The 18,414-nt window shown below is 53.9% G+C and carries 15 protein-coding genes; all 15 read left to right on the top strand.

What is annotated here, in order from left to right:
• Positions 1 to 829 (top strand): S1 RNA-binding domain-containing protein (locus tag ACIGDJ_RS09040; RefSeq protein WP_397504538.1); only part of this gene is annotated, 829 nt, incomplete at its 5' end.
• Between the two features lie 192 nt (positions 830 to 1,021).
• On the top strand, positions 1,022 to 1,300 hold the full coding sequence (locus ACIGDJ_RS09035) for a hypothetical protein (RefSeq protein ID WP_101155395.1): 279 nt from the start codon (positions 1,022 to 1,024) through the stop codon (positions 1,298 to 1,300).
• 153 nt (positions 1,301 to 1,453) lie between these two features.
• Complete coding sequence (ihfB, locus tag ACIGDJ_RS09030; protein WP_007950920.1) at positions 1,454 to 1,750, top strand: integration host factor subunit beta; 297 nt, start codon at positions 1,454 to 1,456, stop codon at positions 1,748 to 1,750.
• Positions 1,751 to 1,780: 30 nt separating this feature from the next.
• Entirely contained in the window at positions 1,781 to 2,020 is a 240-nt protein-coding gene (locus tag ACIGDJ_RS09025; RefSeq protein WP_101155397.1) for a LapA family protein, read from the top strand.
• Between the two features lie 222 nt (positions 2,021 to 2,242).
• The gene (gene rfbB, locus ACIGDJ_RS09020; protein ID WP_397479203.1) at positions 2,243 to 3,319 is read left to right on the top strand and encodes a dTDP-glucose 4,6-dehydratase; all 1,077 of its coding nucleotides are present in this window, start codon (positions 2,243 to 2,245) and stop codon (positions 3,317 to 3,319) included.
• A complete protein-coding gene (gene rfbD / locus ACIGDJ_RS09015; protein ID WP_397479202.1) occupies positions 3,316 to 4,209 on the top strand; it encodes a dTDP-4-dehydrorhamnose reductase in 894 nt (297 codons plus the stop codon). Before rfbB ends, rfbD begins: the two co-directional genes overlap by 4 nt.
• Positions 4,206 to 5,096, top strand: a complete 891-nt coding sequence (rfbA, locus tag ACIGDJ_RS09010) for a glucose-1-phosphate thymidylyltransferase RfbA (RefSeq protein ID WP_101155403.1) — start codon at positions 4,206 to 4,208, stop codon at positions 5,094 to 5,096. Before rfbD ends, rfbA begins: the two co-directional genes overlap by 4 nt.
• Before the next feature lie 51 nt (positions 5,097 to 5,147).
• Positions 5,148 to 6,071: a glycosyltransferase gene (locus ACIGDJ_RS09005; protein WP_397479201.1), complete on the top strand. Its 924-nt coding sequence runs from the start codon at positions 5,148 to 5,150 to the stop codon at positions 6,069 to 6,071.
• Positions 6,068 to 7,030 carry a UDP-glucose 4-epimerase family protein gene (locus ACIGDJ_RS09000; protein WP_397479200.1) on the top strand — a complete coding sequence of 321 codons (963 nt, stop codon included), beginning with the start codon at positions 6,068 to 6,070 and terminating at the stop codon, positions 7,028 to 7,030. The genes ACIGDJ_RS09005 and ACIGDJ_RS09000 overlap by 4 nt, the downstream gene beginning before the upstream one ends.
• Complete coding sequence (locus ACIGDJ_RS08995) at positions 7,027 to 8,046, top strand: glycosyltransferase family 4 protein (protein WP_312999885.1); 1,020 nt, start codon at positions 7,027 to 7,029, stop codon at positions 8,044 to 8,046. Before ACIGDJ_RS09000 ends, ACIGDJ_RS08995 begins: the two co-directional genes overlap by 4 nt.
• A 442-nt stretch (positions 8,047 to 8,488) precedes the next feature.
• A complete protein-coding gene (locus ACIGDJ_RS08990) occupies positions 8,489 to 9,316 on the top strand; it encodes an ABC transporter permease (RefSeq protein ID WP_397479205.1) in 828 nt (275 codons plus the stop codon).
• Positions 9,306 to 10,730: an ABC transporter ATP-binding protein gene (locus ACIGDJ_RS08985; protein WP_101155413.1), complete on the top strand. Its 1,425-nt coding sequence runs from the start codon at positions 9,306 to 9,308 to the stop codon at positions 10,728 to 10,730. The genes ACIGDJ_RS08990 and ACIGDJ_RS08985 overlap by 11 nt, the downstream gene beginning before the upstream one ends.
• 2 nt (positions 10,731 to 10,732) lie before the next feature.
• Entirely contained in the window at positions 10,733 to 13,336 is a 2,604-nt protein-coding gene (locus ACIGDJ_RS08980) for a methyltransferase domain-containing protein (RefSeq protein ID WP_178081131.1), read from the top strand.
• Positions 13,333 to 17,151, top strand: a complete 3,819-nt coding sequence (locus ACIGDJ_RS08975; RefSeq protein ID WP_397479199.1) for a glycosyltransferase — start codon at positions 13,333 to 13,335, stop codon at positions 17,149 to 17,151. The genes ACIGDJ_RS08980 and ACIGDJ_RS08975 overlap by 4 nt, the downstream gene beginning before the upstream one ends.
• Positions 17,152 to 18,408, top strand: coding sequence for a hypothetical protein (locus ACIGDJ_RS08970; RefSeq protein WP_218239538.1), 1,257 nt, complete (start codon positions 17,152 to 17,154; stop codon positions 18,406 to 18,408).
• The last annotated feature ends 6 nt before the right edge of the window (positions 18,409 to 18,414 follow it).

The raw sequence follows: 18,414 nt of genomic DNA, 5'->3' as shown, positions 1-18,414 counted from the left end.
AACCAACCTGACCGACTACGGCTGCTTCGCTGAGCTGGAAGAAGTCGTTGAAGGTCTGGAACACGATACGGAAATGGACTGGACCAACAAGAACATCCACCCTTCGAAAGTCGTACAAGTCGGCGACGAAGTGGAAGTCATGGTTCTGGACATCGACGAAGAGCGTCGTCGTATCTCCCTGGGCATCAAGCAGAGCAAGTCGAACCCATGGGACGACTTCTCTGGCCAGTTCAACAAGGGCGACAAGATCTCCGGCACCATCAAGTCGATCACCGATTTCGGTATCTTCATTGGTCTGGACGGCGGCATCGACGGTCTGGTTCACCTGTCCGACATCTCCTGGAACGAAGTGGGCGAAGAAGCCGTACGTCGCTTCAAGAAGGGCGACGAGCTGGACACCGTCATCCTGTCGGTTGACCCAGAGCGCGAGCGCATCTCCCTGGGCATCAAGCAACTGGAAAGCGATCCGTTCTCCGAGTACGTCTCGGTTAACGACAAGGGCGCTATCGTGACCGGTACCGTGAAAGAAGTTGACGCCAAAGGCGCCATCATCGTTCTGGCCGACGACATCGAAGCTACCCTGAAAGCCTCCGAAATCAGCCGTGACCGCGTTGAAGACGCGCGCAACGTTCTGAAAGAAGGCCAGGAAGTTGAAGCCAAGATCATCAGCGTTGATCGCAAGAGCCGCGTAATCCAGCTCTCGATCAAGTCGAAAGACGATGCTGAAGAGAAAGAGGCCATCCAGAGCCTGAAAGCAGCTCCGGAAGGCGAAGCAGCTGACACCACTATGGCGGCACTGCTGCGTCAAGCAATGGCCAAACAGAACTGAGTTCTGCTTGATCATTAAAAAGGGCGACTTCGGTCGCCCTTTTTTGTGCCTGCGATTTGCCTCTTGTACGTTCGTGCATGAAACCAATGGCTTCGCTTGCGGGTCTGTTTCTTTAATCTGATCAATCGCCTATTCGCGACTAAGCTTGGTCTTGAGCATTAGTCGCCAGGCTTGCCTGGCATAAGGAAGTGGATGAACAAGTTACTTGTTGTTGCAGTGGTCTTGGCGCTCGCAGGGTGCACCACCAGTGCGAAAACCCATGCGGTGCGCGGCGTCAGTGGTATCGAGGTCGACTGTTCCGGGCTGGGCTCCGGCTGGGAAAAGTGCCAGAAGCGTGCAGCGAAGGAGTGCAAAGGCAAGGGCTACAAGGTCATCACTCGGTCGGATGATGCGAAAGATGAAGACGACTATCCGTTCGGCTTCAATCCCGCAGGCTTCGTAACCCGGACCATGTTAGTGATGTGTCGTTAGGACAGCGGCTATCCGACTCGCCAATGAAGTGCCCTGAAAATGTGCGTTTTGACGACAGGAAAGATATGTCAATCCCTGGGCTGTTCAAAATCTCCCGGGCATGCTAAAACCTTTCAAGCGCTGATCTAGCTGCTTGAAAAAGAAGGGAAAAATATGACGAAGTCGGAGTTGATCGAACGAATTGTCACCCATCAAGGGCTACTCTCATCCAAGGATGTGGAGCTGGCCATCAAGACCATGCTTGAACAAATGTCTCAGTGCCTCGCCACCGGTGATCGTATCGAGATCCGTGGATTTGGCAGCTTCTCCCTGCACTACCGCGCACCACGTGTCGGCCGCAATCCAAAGACTGGTCAGTCTGTCAGTCTGGACGGTAAATTCGTTCCGCATTTCAAGCCGGGCAAGGAATTGCGTGACCGCGTGAATGAGGAAGAGGAGGAGGGCGCTTGATCTTCGCTATTCAAATTCAAGGGGGCGTGAATGCGTAACCTGAAACGCATACTGCTTGGCGTTTTTCTTCTGCTGATGGTTCTGATTGTTCTGGCGTTTGTGCTTGAAAACCAGCAATCGGTTTCGCTTTTGTTTCTGGGTTTTTCCGGCCCACAGTTGCCGGTGTCGGTTATTACCGTATTGGCGTTGCTGATTGGTATGCTGATCGGACCTCTATTGGGCTGGTTTCTGGGGCGTGCGACCAGAGCGACTCGCAAACGACTGATCTGAAAATGACAGGCGCACGGCATCTGTCGAAATTGCGCCTCAGCCTGTCTTTATCCATTAGTAAAAGCATCATTAAGCTGTAAAATGCGTCCCTTGTTCGATCGTGCCTTAATGCATATCGATTCAGACTGCTCTGACGGATGCCAAATGATAGTGGCCTCTGCATTCATGGATTAGACCGCGCTCGATCGCAGCGCTGTCCGCAGCTCAAGGGTATCGTTTCGCGTGAAAATTCTAGTTACCGGCGGCGCCGGCTTTATCGGCTCGGCAGTCATCCGTTACATCATCTCCAACACTGCCGATGCGGTCGTCAACGTCGATAAGTTGACTTACGCCGGCAACCTAGAGTCCTTGGCAGAAGTCAGCCAGAATTCGCGTTACGCCTTCGAGCGCGTCGATATTTGCGATCGTGATCAGATCGATCGCGTTCTGCGTGAACACCAACCGGATGCAATCATGCACCTGGCCGCAGAATCCCACGTTGACCGCTCGATCTCCGGCCCGTCCGAGTTCATCCGGACCAACATCATTGGCACTTACACACTCCTAGAAGCTGCGCGCCATTACTGGGCTGCTCTGGATGACACCCGCAAAGCCAATTTCCGCTTCCACCACATCTCGACTGACGAAGTTTACGGAGACCTCGAAGGTCCGGAAGACCTCTTCACCGAAACCACACCTTACCAGCCAAGCTCGCCTTATTCGGCGAGCAAGGCAAGTTCGGATCACTTGGTTCGTGCCTGGGCGCGCACTTACGGCCTGCCGACACTGGTCACCAACTGCTCGAACAACTACGGCCCATGCCACTTCCCTGAGAAGCTGATCCCGCTGATTATCCTCAATGCACTGGAAGGCAAGCCGCTGCCGGTTTACGGCAAAGGCAACCAGGTTCGTGACTGGCTGTATGTCGAAGATCACGCGCGAGCGTTGTACAAAGTCGTGACCGAAGGTGTTATCGGTGAGACTTACAACATCGGCGGTCATAATGAAAAACAAAACATCGAAGTGGTGCATACCCTGTGTGCGTTGCTCGATGAGTTGCGTCCTGATTCTGCCCATCGCCCGCACGCCAGCCTTATTACCTATGTTCAAGATCGCCCTGGTCATGATGTTCGTTATGCAATCGACGCCAGCAAGATTCAGCGTGAGCTGGGTTGGACTCCGGAAGAGACTTTCGAGACTGGTATTCGGAAGACTGTCGAGTGGTATCTGAATAACACTGAGTGGGTTGAGCACGTGAAGAGCGGCAGCTACCAGCAGTGGATTGATCAGAACTATGCAGATCGTTCGAGCAAAGCATGAAGATCCTGCTTTTAGGAAAGAACGGCCAGGTGGGCTGGGAGCTGCAACGCTCCCTGGCTCCGCTTGGCGAACTGGTCGCTCTTGATCGTCACCTTGTTGATGGCCTCAGCGGTGATCTGTCGAATCTTGAATCCTTGCGTGCAACGATTCGTCAGGTAAGGCCTGACGTTATCGTCAATGCTGCCGCCTACACTGCGGTCGATGAAGCTGAGTCGGAAACCGAGTTGGCGGATCGCGTAAATGGCGTTGCGAGTGGCGTGATGGCGGAAGAAGCCGCTTCGCTGGGCGCATGGCTGGTTCACTACTCAACGGATTATGTTTTTAGCGGCCAAGGCTTCACGCCATGGCAGGAGACAGACCCTGTTGCGCCGGTGAACCATTATGGCGCCAGCAAGCTCGCCGGCGAACAGGCAATCATCGCATCGGGTTGCAAGCATCTGATCTTCCGCACCAGCTGGGTATATGGTGCTCGCGGCAATAACTTTGCCAAGACCATGCTGCGCTTGGCCAAAGATCGCGAAACGTTGAGCGTGATTGCGGATCAGATCGGAGCGCCGACCGGGGCTGATCTGATTGCAGACGTAACGGCGTTGGCTATCCAGCAAGTTACCAAGCGACCGGAGTTAGCTGGCCTTTATCACTTGGCTGCTGCGGGCCAAGTGTCTTGGCATGGCTATGCCAGTCACGTCATTGACTTCGCAAAAGCCCAAGGCGAGGAGTTAGCGGTGACAACGGTTAATCCTATCGAAACTACTGCCTATCCGACACCTGCACGTCGCCCTCTGAACTCCCGCTTGAATGCTCAGAAGCTGCGCGACAATTTCTCTCTACACTTGCCGGATTGGCAAAGTGGCGTAACCCGAATGCTTAGGGAAGTTCTAAACAAATGACCACGACAAATCGTAAAGGCATCATCCTCGCGGGTGGTTCGGGGACCCGATTGCATCCGCTGACGTTAGGCGTCTCCAAGCAGATGCTGCCGATCTACGACAAGCCGATGATCTTCTATCCCTTGTCCGTGTTGATGCTTGCGGGGATGCGTGAAATTCTGATCATCTCCACGCCGGAAGATTTACCTTGTTTTAGGAAGCTACTGGGCGACGGCAGTCTGTACGGCATAAAACTGACGTATGCTGAACAGCCGAGTCCTGATGGTCTGGCGCAAGCGTTTATAATTGGTGAAGAGTTCATTGGCAATGATCCGTGCTGCCTGATTCTGGGCGACAACATCTTTTATGGTCAGCACTTCTCGGACAACCTGCGAGCAGCAAGCAATCAGGCTGATGGGGCGACGGTTTTTGGTTACCACGTCTCCGATCCGGAGCGTTTTGGTGTTGTCGAGTTCGATGCGCAAGGGCGAGCCTTGAGCATCGAGGAAAAACCATTGAAGCCGAAGTCCAACTACGCCGTTACGGGGCTGTACTTCTACGACAACCAAGTAGTTGATATTGCCAAGAGTATAAAGCCCTCGGCCCGCGGCGAACTGGAAATCACCGACATCAACCAGGCTTACCTCGACAAGAAGATGCTTAGCGTCGAAATGTTGGGGCGTGGTTTTGCTTGGCTGGATACGGGGACCCATGACTCGCTTCTGGAGGCGAGTCACTTCGTGCATACCATTGAGCAGCGTCAGGGGTTGAAGGTGGCGTGCCTGGAAGAAATCGCCTTCCACACTGGCTGGATCACTGCGTCGCAGCTGGCTTCCCAGGCTGATGCGTTGAAAAAGACCGGATATGGGCAATATCTGAAGAAACTGCTGGACTCATCTTCTCGCTGACTGGAAGAGAGACCCCTTCAAGATGAAGCGCTCAATTGCGGCAGGAACTGCATGTCAGTAAAACTTCCTCAAATTGCGGTTTTACTGGCGGCCTACAACGGTATGCATTGGATCGAAGAGCAATTGGCTTCCATCCTTGCTCAGACTGGCGTCGACCTCACTGTTTTTATCAGTGTGGATACTTCCGCGGATGGTACGCAAATCTGGTGCGAGCAATATGCGAGCGATCACGCGTCTGTGATCGTTTTACCGCCAGCGGGCACTTTTGGGGGGGCTGCTCGCAACTTTTTTCGCTTGGTTCGCGATGTCGAGCTGGAGCGCTTCGACTTCGTGGCGTTTGCTGATCAAGATGATATCTGGCATCCAGATAAGTTGATGCGTGCTACTTCTATCATCCGTAACTGCCACATTGATGCCTATTCCAGCAACGTCACGGCATTCTGGTCGAATGGCAGCACTCATCTATTGAACAAGGCTCAGCCGCAGGTCGAATGGGACTTCCTGTTCGAGGCTGCCGGGCCTGGATGTACTTACGTGATGAGCAAAAAAGTCATCGAAGCGCTCAAGTCGTCCATGCGTACCAATTGGCAGCAGCTGCAAAATGTCAGTCTGCACGATTGGTATTGCTATGCTTTTGCCCGCAGTCATGGTTTCAGCTGGTTTATCGATCCCGAGCCATCCATGGAGTATCGCCAGCACGAGCGTAACCAGGTTGGTGCCAATAAGGGGCTTAACTCCCTGATATCTCGTTACAAAACGATTCATGACGGATGGTGGTTCAGTCAGGTTCAACTGATAGCTCGGCTCGTGGGGCGGGAAGCTGATCCATTTGTGCGGGGGTGGCTGGGATTGCGTCGCACACAAATGTTGCGTCTGTCATTTAGTGCGTGGCGTTGCCGCCGACGGCGGCGTGACAAGGTGTTTTTCTTCTGTATTTGCTGGGCAACAGCTCTCATAGGAACGAAGGTCAGATGACGCCCCTGAATGTTTTGGTGACTGGGGCCGGCGGATTTGTGGGCGAGGCGCTGGTTTTGCATTTATTGGTAGGCAAGCGCTTTTGTCCTGTGGCGGCAGCGCGTGGTGCTACTCGCTTACAGGGACTGTGCCGCGTGTTGCCCTTCGATCTGACTCGTATCAACGTCTTGCCTGCTTTTGAAAATATCCAGGTTGTGGTTCATGCGGCGGCCAGGGTGCACGTCATGCGTGAGGATGTTGCTGATGCGCTGGCTGAGTTTCGCCGCGTCAATGTGCAGGGAACGTTGAAGCTGGCCCGGCAGGCTGCGGAGTCGGGGGTCAAGCGCTTCATCTTCATCAGCTCAATCAAGGTGAATGGTGAGAGCACGCCGCCGGGGGGCGTTTTCAGAGCGGATGATCTTCCTTCTCCCATAGATCCCTACGGTATCTCCAAGTGCGAAGCCGAGGAGGCGTTGAAGCTGCTGGCGCGTGAAACGGGTATGGAGATCGTCGTCATTCGTCCACCGCTGGTGTACGGGCCGGGCGTAAAGGCCAACTTCATGAGTATGTTGGGGTGGCTGCGCAGGGGGATTCCGCTGCCCTTGGGGGCTGTGCGGAATCGGCGAAGTCTGGTGTCGATAGGTAATCTGATCAGTCTCATCGTCACTTGTATCGATCATCCGGCGGCAGCCAATCAGGTTTTTCTCGTCAGTGATGGGGAAGATCTGTCCACCACGCAGCTGTTGAATCGATTGTCCCGGGCGTTCGGGGGGAGGACCCGACTGATGCCCATCCCTGAATGGTTGCTCAGGCTTGCGGCTTCAATGTTCGGCATGCAGGCAGTTGCTCAGCGCTTGTGTGGGTCATTGCAGGTCGATATCGACAAAAATCGTGAGTTGTTGGGTTGGCTGCCCCCGGTCAGTGTAGATCGTGCGATGCGCCAAACTGTTAATCATTATCTGGATGCAAACACCCAATGAATGTGTGGTGGCTGTTGGCGGCAGTATTTATTCTCTCTTGGGGGCTGACCTTCGTTTTGCGCCGTTATGCGCTGGCCAAGAGTTTGATGGATATTCCCAACGAGCGTAGTTCTCACGCGGTTCCTACTCCTCGCGGAGGAGGAGTAGCAATTGTAGTTGCCTTTATTCTGGCTCTTCCCCCGCTTTACAGTTCAGGGTTGCTTGACCTCAATCTCTTTTGCGCTTTGCTTGGCTCTGGTCTGTTGGTGGCGCTTATTGGTTTTGCCGATGATCATGGGCATATCGCGGCCAGATGGCGTTTGTTGGGGCACTTCGTTGCGGCTGTCTGGGCTTTGTACTGGATGGGAGGCATAGCGCCTGTCTCCATGTTTGGCATGGAATTCCAGCTTGGCTGGGCAGGCAGTGTGCTGGCGGCGATTTATCTCGTATGGATGCTGAACTTATACAACTTCATGGATGGTATCGACGGGATCGCAAGTGCTCAGGCTATTTTTGTCTGTCTGGCAGGTGGTCTTGTTTCCCTGATAGCTGGAAATCAATCAGTTTTATGGGTGAGTTTGTTCTTGTCCAGCGCGGTGGCGGGTTTCCTGCTGTGGAACTTTCCACCTGCACGTATCTTCATGGGGGATGCAGGAAGCGGATTCCTGGGTGTTGTCTTGGGAATTTTTTCGCTTTATGCCGCGTGGGGTAATTCTGCGTTGCTATGGAGTTGGCTTATCTTATTGGCCGTTTTTACGGTGGACTCAACTGTTACTTTGTTGAGGCGGCTGGTGCAAGGAGAGAAGATCTACCAGGCTCATCGTAGTCACGCTTATCAATATGCAGCCCGGCATTTTTCCAGCCATAAGGTTGTTACATTGGGTGTGACTTGTATAAATGTTTTCTGGGTATTTCCCGTGGCGGTTCTTGTCGTGAATGGCTACCTCGATGGCCTCACAGGTCTGGTTGCAGCCTATTTGCCATTGGTCTTTCTCGCTTTCCGATTTACTGCCGGGAAAGCCGAATTACAGAAATGAATTCCTGCGGGGCTCGTCTGTGTCACGGAATAATGATTATGCCAAGTCGGCGACCACTGCCGTCCTGCCATTGTCCGGAGATGGCCAAACCTGTTAGGATTGACGACTATTTTCCTGCTGTGGATGGCCCCGTTTATTGGCATTTTTGCACGAATATTCCCGGGTTCTCTTTTCTGCTCGCATCGCAAGGGCGTGCGGTGGAAACGTTTCAGCGAGGTTGATCCTGTTGCTCATGAGTCTTGTCGTTAAAGTTGTAGGATGTTCGAATTTTGGTCAAGGAAGCTAATATCGGTCACATTTTATGTCCGGGGCCGGTTCCCATGCAGGGAATGGCTTCCAGGAGCCCCCCGATTACGGTGTGTTTGCGTAGCGGTTGCTGCTGTTAACCTGCCTCGATGGTCGAAAGAAAAATGATATTGACAGAAAAAACAAAGGGCTACGCATGAACCCGCACGCTGTTCGCTCAACATCCCCCCTTACATTGTATCGGTCTATCCGTCAAAATCGCGGTTTGATATACAACCTGATTAAAAGAGACATCGCCGGAAGATACAGTGGCTCGGTTCTGGGGCTGTTGTGGTCTTTCTTTAACCCTGTGCTTATGTTGGCTGTTTACACTTTTGTATTTAGTGTTGTGTTCAAGGCTCGTTGGGTGGGTGGAAGTGATTCAAAAGCTGAATTTGCACTTGTTTTGTTTGCAGGTCTGATGGTGTTTAACTTGTTCTCTGAGTGTATGAATCGCGCGCCAAGTTTAATTCTGTCGAATGTCAACTATGTAAAAAAAGTAATATTTCCATTGGAAATATTGCCCATTGTTACACTCGGGTCTGCACTTTTTCACCTGATGGTGAACTTTGTGGTTTGGCTGGTTTTCTATGTGATCTTCTACGGTGCGCCTCATCTGGGTGTGCTGTTCTTCCCGCTGATACTTTTACCGCTGGCCCTTTTGACGCTCGGGGTCACTTGGTTCGTGGCTTCCCTGGGGGTATACCTGCGTGATGTGGCGCAGGTGATCAGTACCCTTGTTCCCGTCCTGATGTTTCTGTCGCCGGTTTTTTATCCACTGAAAAGCCTGCCTGAGCGATTCCAGGCAGTGGTGCAAGTCAGCCCCATCACTGTCGCGGTCGAGCAAACACGAGGCCTCATGTATTGGGGAGAGTCTATGGACTGGCGGGTTTGGGGGCTTTATCTGTTGATCTCCTGCGCAATTGCATGGTTTGGTTTTGTTTGGTTCCAGAAGACACGAAAGGGGTTTGCAGATGTCCTCTGATGAGTACTCGATCCGCGTAAATGGTCTTGGTAAATGCTACGAGATTTATGCGACGCCGCGTGACCGCTTAAAGCAGTTCATTATTCCTCCGATTCAACGGTTGGCAGGATGTAAGCCGTCATCGTTTTGCCGCGAGTACTGGGCTCTGGAGAACATTTCGTTCGATATTCGCAAAGGCGAGGCTTTTGGTATTGTCGGTCGCAACGGCAGCGGGAAAAGCACACTTCTGCAGTTGATCACAGGAACCATCGCGCCGACGGTAGGTACTGTTGAAACCCGTGGCCGAGTCGCCGCACTTCTTGAGCTGGGATCGGGCTTCAACCCCGAGTTCACCGGCCGTGACAATGTCTATCTGAATGCGATGCTGCTCGGTATGACCCATGATGAGGTCGACGAGCGCTTTGACAAGATTGCTGCCTTTGCCGATATCGGCGACTACCTCGATCAGCCGGTCAAGACCTACTCCAGCGGGATGCTGGTACGTTTGGCGTTCGCAGTACAGGTTCAAATCGAGCCAGACATTCTGATCGTCGACGAGGCGTTGGCTGTGGGTGATGCGCTGTTTCAGAAACGCTGCTTCGGCCGGATCGAAAAGCTGCTTTCTGATGGCGTGACCCTGTTGTTTGTCTCCCATGATCAGGAGTCGGTTCGAACGCTGACCAATCGGGCGATCCTGCTCAAGGGTGGCCGAGAGGTTTCGATGGGGTCTGCCTCCCAGGTCCTGCTCGATTACCGCAAGCTGCTGCATCAGGAAGAGTCGGATTATTTCTCCAAGCTGATGCAGCCTGCTGCAGACAAGGCTCCCGCTCCGGCTTCGGCTCCTCAGTCCGCTGACTCTGACGCTTCCAGCGAAGGAACCACCGTACCTGAGTCGAGCGAAGTCTCGGAACAAAGCCAGGCGCCTGCCGTCTCGGGACGCGCTGATCAGATGTCTTTCGGTGATGGCGGTGTTGAAGTGTTGTCCGTCGGTACGTTTGGTGTTGATGACGAACCATGCGCGGTTTTTTATCCGGGCGACGTCATTCGCATCCGGGTCAACTGTGTTTCACTCATTGATACCGACAGCATCAACGTCGGTGTGCGCATCCGAAGTCGTGAAGGGATAAAAATATATTCTTGGGGCACCTTGAACCAGGATATGCAGATTCTGGCCGGACTGCGTGAAGGCGAACTGTTCTGGAAGCGCCAGCTCAAGGCCGGAGAGCAGTTCCATGTCTGGCTGGAATGCGACTGCTCCCTGGGTTCGAATCTCTATGAGATTCAGGCATCCATTTCCCATGAAGGCAAGCCTGACTATACCGCCCAAAGAATTTTGCACTGGAAAGATGAAGCAGCATTTTTCCAGACACTGGTGCGGCAGGATGAATACTTTTTCGGTGGAATAGCCGACTTACATATGGCTGCCAGGTGGTAATGATGAGTCCAATCAATTCGATTGATTACAGCTTGCTCAACAACGATTACTGGAAAGCCGTCATTGCATCGGGTGAGAGCAATGGCGATTTTCGCGAGACATCCAGATGGGTCGCCAAAACCTGCGGCACCGGCTCGGTGCTGGATATCGGTTGCGGTCTGGGCGGACTGGTTTCAGAACTCCTGTCGTTGGGTATCAATGCAGTAGGGGTGGACGTTTCGTCCCTTGCCGTGGAAGCTGCCAACAAACGTTTTCCTGGTCGGTTCAGCCGAGGCTCCGCGGTATCGTTGCCGTTTGCTGAAGGCCAGTTTGACACCGTCGTCTCCACTAACTGCCTGGAACATCTTGATCCTGAAGATGTGCCGCAAGCCTTGCGCGAGATGTACCGCGTATCAGCCCGGTACGTTTTTCTGCAGATAACGACATCTGCTGAAGCGGGCGAGCCTTCGCCATTGACGACGGCCAAGCGTGACTGGTGGGAAGCCCAGTGTTTCGAGGCCGGGTTTCGAAAGCATGAGTTGTACTACCAGATCAATCCTTATGAAGCATTGAACGAAGACGGACGGCAGATATTCGTATTGCTGGAGAAGGTGCCTGCCGAGGCGTTGCGCCATTACGATTTGTCGGTTCTGGTTGAAGAGCGGCTGCTCCATACGGACATGCTGCGTGAAGTTGGGCGACGCGGTGACGCGCACTGTATTCGCTATCAGAAGGCCGCCGAGTTCGTGCGCCCGGGCGATCGTGTGCTGGACGTTGCGTGCGGCCTTGGTTACGGCAGTTACATGTTGTACGCGGCTTCGCAGGCCCAATCGGTATTAGGCGTTGATCTGAGTGATTTTGGTATCGCTTATGCGAATGCCCATTACGGTCGCCCTGGCAAGGTCGAGTTCGAGGTTGGTGACGCTCAGGCGCTCAGTTCGATTGCAGACAATAGCATCGACTTCATTGCCGCATTCGAAACCATCGAGCATGTTCCTGAGCCAATGGAATATCTGCTCCAGTTGAAACGCGTGCTCAAGCCGGGTGGTCGCGTGATGGTCTGCGCCCCGAATAACTGGGCGGACGAAACCGGTAAAGATCCTAACCCGCACCATCTGCATGTTTATACCTGGGATCGGCTGGTAGAGGAGTGCGGTACGCATTTCCTTCTGGAACAAGGCATGTTGCAAACGGCGGGTGGCGCCATGAAGTGCCACCACTCACCGCGTAAGTGGGAGACTGTGCCCGTCGATCGCACTCCGGAACAGGAAGCGGAGTGGGTTCTGCTGTTGGGTATGGCCGATCCGCTTGAAGGGGTGTCGGTGCCATATGAGGAAACTCAATGGCAACTGCCGGACTCGCCAGAGTTCTCGGTCAGTGCATTTGCCCGCGACTACCAGAATCCGTGGCTGATACGGGGAATGGTTGCTCAGGGTCAGCGCGCGCGTTCGGCGTCTTTGTTGCAGTCGATGCAGGATCGGGTGTTGGCCACGGCTGCCCCTGATTCGGTTGATTACGGTGCAGCGCTGTGCGGAAAGGTCTATATCCAGTCCCAAGCGGTTGATCTGCCCATCGAGCGCTACCAGGCGCTTTTGGCCGAAATTCGACGCTTCGCTGCGATTGCCAATCCGTCGCCACACCAATTGCGTTGGCAGGTCTCCTTGCTATTTGCCGGCGGTGAGCTTGCGCGGATCCACGGTCGTTTCGAGGATGCGATCGAGTGCTTCACGGCTTGTGCCGGCATTGATGTACTCGCTTACAGCCCATTGCTGGGCAACAAAATCGTCGATGCATTGCACTGGTTGTCGGATTTTGCCGTCGCAAGCGGCGATGAGCTCGCGGCACGAGCCTATCTGGTTCGCGCGGTAGCCGAGGTGCAACGTCTAGTCAGCGGCACATGGCTGAATATCAGTGGTGATCCGCGGTCGCCGCTGCCCTTTGGTTTGGCTGAAGCGGCTCAATTATTGGACAAGGCGTCGCGAGCGGCTTACAGGCTGTCCGTTTTGGACAGTGTTGCGCTACGCCCTGGCATGGTTTACCAGGAATCCAGCGGCTTTTTTGAGCGCCAGCTAGCTGAGCGTGATCAGAAGCTGGACGATGTCGGCGACTCCGTTAATAGCCTCCTTGCTGCGTTGGAGGAGAAAGATGCCGCGTGCAGGGTGCTGGTTGAGCAGGTCAACACGTTGGAAAGCCGAACTCACGAGCTGGCCAGGGAAGTTGTCGCACAAGACAAACACGCTCAGAGTCTTGCTCAGGAAGTGATGAGGCTAGACGCACATGCTCAGAGTCTAGCTCTGGAGGTCATCAAGCAGGACGCCCATGCCCAGAGCCTTGCTGAGGAAGTGATGCAGCAAGATGCCAGTGCCCAAAGTCTTGCTCAGGAAGTGAGAACGCTAGATGCCCACGCCCAGATGCTTGCAGAAGAAGTTGTCAAAAGAGATGCAGAAATAGTTCATCTGCTGACTGAGGCCAATGTAGATGAGGGACCAATCTCGCGGGATCTTCTGCAGGAAATTACTAAAAGAGATATCGAGATCAATCGTTTGCTGAGGCTAAGCAACCAAGGTTCGTTGCGGTCGTTATGGAAGAGAGTCCTGCGTGGGACTGTTCGGAGAGTAGGGAAATGAGTAACAAAGTTACGAAAACCGGGATTGTCATTGTTTCCTACAATGCCTCCGAGGCAGTCAGGATCACGTTGTCGAGCATGCGACGTGCCTATAACGAATCTGCCTACAAAGTATTACTGGTCGATAACGCTTCGGAGTCTGGCGAGCGAGACAAGATTCGCGAAGCGATGACCCATCACATTGCTGAAGTAGGCCCCTCGTGGCGCTATGTCGAGCAAGATACCAATCTGGGCTTTTCCGGCGGGAACAACGTCGGTATTTCCGAGTTTCTTGCCGACGAAGAAATTACTCATATCTGTTTGCTCAACAGCGACGTCATCGTCACGGATTTCTGGCTGGACAATCTGCTGGCAAGCGGTTCGGACCTTATCAGTGCGGTCACTAACAAGGCTGACGGCGAACAATGTGTTCCTGTCGACTATCAGTTGGAGTTTGCTGAGTGTCTGGATCATCGCACAGAGACTCTGCACGATAAGGTATATCAGCGCGTTTCCAATTTTGCCGAGCGCTGGAATGCAGCCTGGAAAGGGAATCTGGTTGAAACGGACGTAACGTTCTTTTGCGTTCTGGTGTCCAAGGCCGCCTTTGAAAAAATCGGTCTGCTTGACGATACGTTCTTCCCGGGCGGATTTGAAGATGACGATTATTGCCTGCGCGCACGGAACGCCGGCTACGAAATTCATTTGGCCCGAGATGTGTTTATCCACCACTGGGGATCGGCATCTTTCGGCCAGTTGCAATATGAGTATTTCAGCGAGAGAGCACAGCGCAACAAGGCATACCTCGAGCAGAAACACGGTATAACCTGGCGCCGCCGACCGGAGAAACCGATTGTCTCTTTTGCAATGGACGTCGAATTCGCGCTGTCGCATCAAGAGCTGCTTTCTCTGCAGGCTCCTTTTCTTGAGCTGTATGTAGACAGTCTTGGCAAACAGATCAGCTACTTTGAGTCAGAATTCAGCAAACTGACCGAGGCGTTGGCCGCTCAGGGGCGTGTTGTGCCCGAGGCGCTCCTGAAGGCCGTGTCTTCTGCACGTTCCTATGGGGATTTGATCTCGCTCTGGGATAAAGTCGTCGCACGTATACAGCGTGCATTGACGGGTGGGGTCGTCGACGCCGACGAGGCTGTGGCACTCAAATCGGACCTGGGTACGATCACGAGCGGTGTCTACGAACGGGTTGATTGCAACTTCGCTATTCACACGTTCATCACTTCCCCTGACGAGGACGGTACCAGCGGTGTCGACATCCCGCCGCCTGCTACATCTGCAGCATTTTCTGCGCGCCCGGAAACACGGCTGGCCAGATTGCTGTGGTTCGTACGCCGCAGTTTGGACTTTATACTGAAATTCGATGGCATCGTTTTCTTCGGAGGGTACTTCTACCCTGAACGTCAAAGCGACGGTTATTTCCAGCGTATCCAGATTGTCGATCGTATGTTTACCGATCGGTGGCGCGTCTATGTCGAAAGTGACGAGCTGAAAGGGCGCAACATCTGGTTTGATCGGCCTGAACCGAATGTGCTGGTCCTGCGTATCAATGGGTCCAAGAAGCGCAGAATGCTGGTGCGCATGTTGGCCTTGATGGCTGTTTTACGTTGTCGGAAGATTTATTTCCACAGCGTATTGCGCATGTACGACAACCGCTTTGGCCAACTTCTGCATCTGCCATTCATTCGCAAGGCTGTGGATATTCACGGTGTTGTGCCTGAAGAGTTCCGCATGCACAACGATTTCTTCAGTGCTGTTCTTTATGAGAAGGAAGAGCGACTTGCTGTGCAGAAGGCGGGTATCGTCATCGTTGTAACTGAAGCGATGAAGAACTATCTCCAGCAGAAGTTTCGCGGGGCGCTGAAAGCTCGTTCGGTTTCTTTCCCGATCTTCCCTCGCTTTACTCCGACACACGCGACCCGTCCGCTCATCGATGGCAAGCCGGTTGTGGTTTACGCGGGTGGCCTGCACAAGTGGCAGCAGGTTCCGAAGATGATTGATGCAATCATCCGCACTGCCGACCAATGCAATCATCGGTTTTACTGCCCAGAACCTCAGATCGTCAAAGACATGCTGCCGGCAGAGCTGCTGGGGTCTGTGATCGTGGAGGGCAAAACCCATGCTGAACTGATGACGCTTTATCCGCAATGTCACTACGGTTTTATTCTTCGGGAAGACATCATCGTCAACCGCGCGGCCTGCCCGACGAAGCTTGTGGAATATCTTGCAATGGGTATCGTGCCGATCGTCGACTGCGAAGATATCGGCGATTTCAAGGCGCTCGGTATGCGCTACATCACCCTGGAATACTTCCTCGCCGGAAACTTGCCTGATGAAGCACAGCGTGTGGCGTTGGCAGAAGCCAACCTATCTGTTTACGATCGATTGAAGGAAGTGCGCCAGACCGGTGCTGATGAAATCTTTAGCTATTTCACTCCACCGGTCAGTAACACGCGCAAGTTGAATATTGGAACGTTGAATGTGCGCCAGTTCGTTGCCGACATTGCGCGCCGCGTGCTGCCAGCAGGCACCCTTCGGGGGCGTGCCGCACGCAAGGGGTGGCGCGTTTTGCGTCCAATGCTGGGAAAGTCCCAACCGCTGGTCCAGACAGTAGACGTTAATCGTGCGTACGACGTTGCGCATGAGACGCTGCCAACCTGCGACGTCCTGGTTCAAGTTGATAACTTTGAGGCTGGCGGACTGGAAAATGTTGTACTTGATTTGAACGAGACAATGATCAAGGCCGGACTGCGTGTTGTACTGCTCGTTCAGGGCACACAGGGCGCTGCGGTCCAGCGGGCTCGTGATATGGGGCAGGTGGTGGTGTGTTGTCCTTACTCAGCGCAATCCCACAGTGAGTTGATCGATCAGCTGCAACCCAAACTTGTTTTGGCTCATTACTCTTTTAGCGGTACGGATGTCTATCGCGAAAAAGGCATCGGTTTTGTGCAGGTCATCCACAATATCTACATGTGGTTCAACGATCAGCAGCGTCAGGAGTTCGCTTCGGTAGCGCAGAAGACCCGTGCCTTTGTGGCGGTATCGCAGCAAGTGAAGGACTACAGCGTTTCGCGTCTGGGCGTGCCCGCACAGAGCTGCGTGGTCATTCCTAACGGCATTGACTTCAAGCCATTCGAAGAACTCAATCGGGACGCCGCCCGTGCTCGCTTGCGTGCACAGTATGGTATTACTGACGATGAATTTGCATTCATCGACGTTGGGTCGATCAACCACCAGAAAAATCATCTGGGTGCGATCAAGGCCTTCGAGATCGCGACACATTCGAGTGACAAGCTCCGCCTGCTCATCCTGGGGCCGGTTTACGAACCACAGTTGCTCGCCGAGATGGTCGCTTATATCGAGGCGCATGGTTTGCACAATCGCGTGACATATGTCGGTACGACGGACAATATTCCTGAGTACTTGGCCATGGCTGATGCTTTTGTCTCTGCAACCTTTTTCGAAGGGGGGCCACTGACTTTGCTTGAGGCGATCAAGGCGGATATCCCGGTTGCCATGTCCAGCGTTGGCTGTGCGTCGCACTTTGCAAAGCATGCTGGTATTGAGCTTGTCGATCCTGTTTATGACATGACGCGATTCACCGGAAGCGTTACCGAGATGCGTTCCAGCGCGCAGTTTGAACAGCGTCTGGCCGATGCCATGTTGCGCGTGTTGAACAATGGTGCTCGTCCGCAACTGTCGGGAGCAGAGCTTGGCGCACTCGACAAAGAGCGCACCTATCAAAGTTATGTGAACCTGGTCCAGCGACTGATCGGTGATCAAACGCTCCAAGTGACTGAATCTCTCGCGGTGAAGCTCGGTTAAATGGCCAATCGTTCCCGAATTTCAGTGCACTCACTGGCTCGCCGTTGTTTCTGGTTGTTGCCGGCTACCCTGCGTAACCGGCTGCATGGTGTCCGGCATGCGATTGTTCGCTGGCTGCGCAGCCGTAGCGTTCGCACGTCGATCCGAGCCGGAGATCTGACGGGCGCCGAGTTTCAGAGCCAGGTGCTGAGCGCGGCCAGTGATCGTCTTATCATCATTTTCGAAGCGAATGTCGATTGGGGGATAACGCTGTTTCAGCGTCCTCATCACATGGCAATGGCACTGGGACGTCTCAACTGTCTGGTGGTTTTTCGGACCATGGGTGATGACGTCCTCGGTTTCAGGCAAGTGGCCGAGAATGTATGGATCGCCAATGATGCGGGCGTGAATGCCATTCCCGATGCGGTGCGCTGCTTTTACAGCACATCGCTTTTGGCCACGCGTGAGGCGATGGCGGCTGCGCGTACTCGGGGCCGGGTGGTCTACGAGTATATCGACCATATAGACGCCTCGATTTCCGGTGGCAAGGGCGCTATCCGTCGACTGCTTGACCTGAAAGCTGCAGCATTTGAAGGGGAGGCCGATGTCATCGTGTCCTCGGCTACGGCACTCCACAAGGAGGCGCTGGCGGAGTGCGGGGACAAACGTTGTGTGTGCGTCCCCAACGGCGTAGATGTGGCGCATTATCGTGCTGCACGACAAGACGTCTCTGTCCCCCCGGCACTCACCCAATTCAGAGGCCGTTACAAGCACATCGTCGGCTACTTCGGTGCCATTGCCCCTTGGCTCTGGTATGAAGTAGTGGAGCAGGTGTGCGCGGACATGCCGGATGTGGGGTTCGTGTTTATCGGACCAGACTACAGCGGTTGCGTCCCGTTGTTACCGCAGCGCGCGAATGTGCTTTATCTTGGCCCGGTCAACTATGCCCAGCTACCTGCGTCTGCCCGCTTGTTTGACGCCTGCTTCATTCCGTTCAAGCCTGGCGATGTCGCGCGCTCTACATCTCCTCTGAAGCTTTATGAGTACTTTGCGCTTGAGAAGCCGGTTGTCGTGACTGCCGATATGAACGAGTGCACGGTTTATCCAGAGGTTTTCTCCGGTGGCGACGCCGCCGGGCTCACCGTGGCGATCCGCCAAGCCCTTAACGTCTGCAACGATCAGGCATATCGTGAGCGGCTACGTACCTTGGCTGATCAGAACAGTTGGGACGTCAGAGCGGCTGTCTATGCAGACAAGCTCCAAAGTCTCGAAAGCTAATAACTG

This window comes from Pseudomonas sp. NPDC079367 (assembly GCF_044542195.1).
In the GTDB taxonomy this organism is placed as follows: Bacteria; Pseudomonadota; Gammaproteobacteria; order Pseudomonadales; family Pseudomonadaceae; genus Aquipseudomonas.
Note: the sequence above shows the minus strand (reverse complement) of the source record. Positions and strands in the feature narration are given on the sequence as shown.

What these genes read in the sequence shown, in the direction of transcription:
- ACIGDJ_RS08990 (WP_397479205.1), top strand. Translation starts at nt 8,489, where the DNA reads ATGAACCCGCACGCTGTTCGCTCAACATCCCCCCTTACATTGTATCGG.
- rfbA (WP_101155403.1), top strand. Translation starts at nt 4,206, where the DNA reads ATGACCACGACAAATCGTAAAGGCATCATCCTCGCGGGTGGTTCGGGG.
- ACIGDJ_RS08980 (WP_178081131.1), top strand. Translation starts at nt 10,733, where the DNA reads ATGAGTCCAATCAATTCGATTGATTACAGCTTGCTCAACAACGATTAC.
- rfbD (WP_397479202.1), top strand. Translation starts at nt 3,316, where the DNA reads ATGAAGATCCTGCTTTTAGGAAAGAACGGCCAGGTGGGCTGGGAGCTG.
- ACIGDJ_RS09000 (WP_397479200.1), top strand. Translation starts at nt 6,068, where the DNA reads ATGACGCCCCTGAATGTTTTGGTGACTGGGGCCGGCGGATTTGTGGGC.
- ACIGDJ_RS09005 (WP_397479201.1), top strand. Translation starts at nt 5,148, where the DNA reads ATGTCAGTAAAACTTCCTCAAATTGCGGTTTTACTGGCGGCCTACAAC.
- ACIGDJ_RS09035 (WP_101155395.1), top strand. Translation starts at nt 1,022, where the DNA reads ATGAACAAGTTACTTGTTGTTGCAGTGGTCTTGGCGCTCGCAGGGTGC.
- ACIGDJ_RS08975 (WP_397479199.1), top strand. Translation starts at nt 13,333, where the DNA reads ATGAGTAACAAAGTTACGAAAACCGGGATTGTCATTGTTTCCTACAAT.
- ACIGDJ_RS08995 (WP_312999885.1), top strand. Translation starts at nt 7,027, where the DNA reads ATGAATGTGTGGTGGCTGTTGGCGGCAGTATTTATTCTCTCTTGGGGG.
- ACIGDJ_RS08985 (WP_101155413.1), top strand. Translation starts at nt 9,306, where the DNA reads ATGTCCTCTGATGAGTACTCGATCCGCGTAAATGGTCTTGGTAAATGC.
- ACIGDJ_RS09025 (WP_101155397.1), top strand. Translation starts at nt 1,781, where the DNA reads ATGCGTAACCTGAAACGCATACTGCTTGGCGTTTTTCTTCTGCTGATG.
- ACIGDJ_RS08970 (WP_218239538.1), top strand. Translation starts at nt 17,152, where the DNA reads ATGGCCAATCGTTCCCGAATTTCAGTGCACTCACTGGCTCGCCGTTGT.
- ihfB (WP_007950920.1), top strand. Translation starts at nt 1,454, where the DNA reads ATGACGAAGTCGGAGTTGATCGAACGAATTGTCACCCATCAAGGGCTA.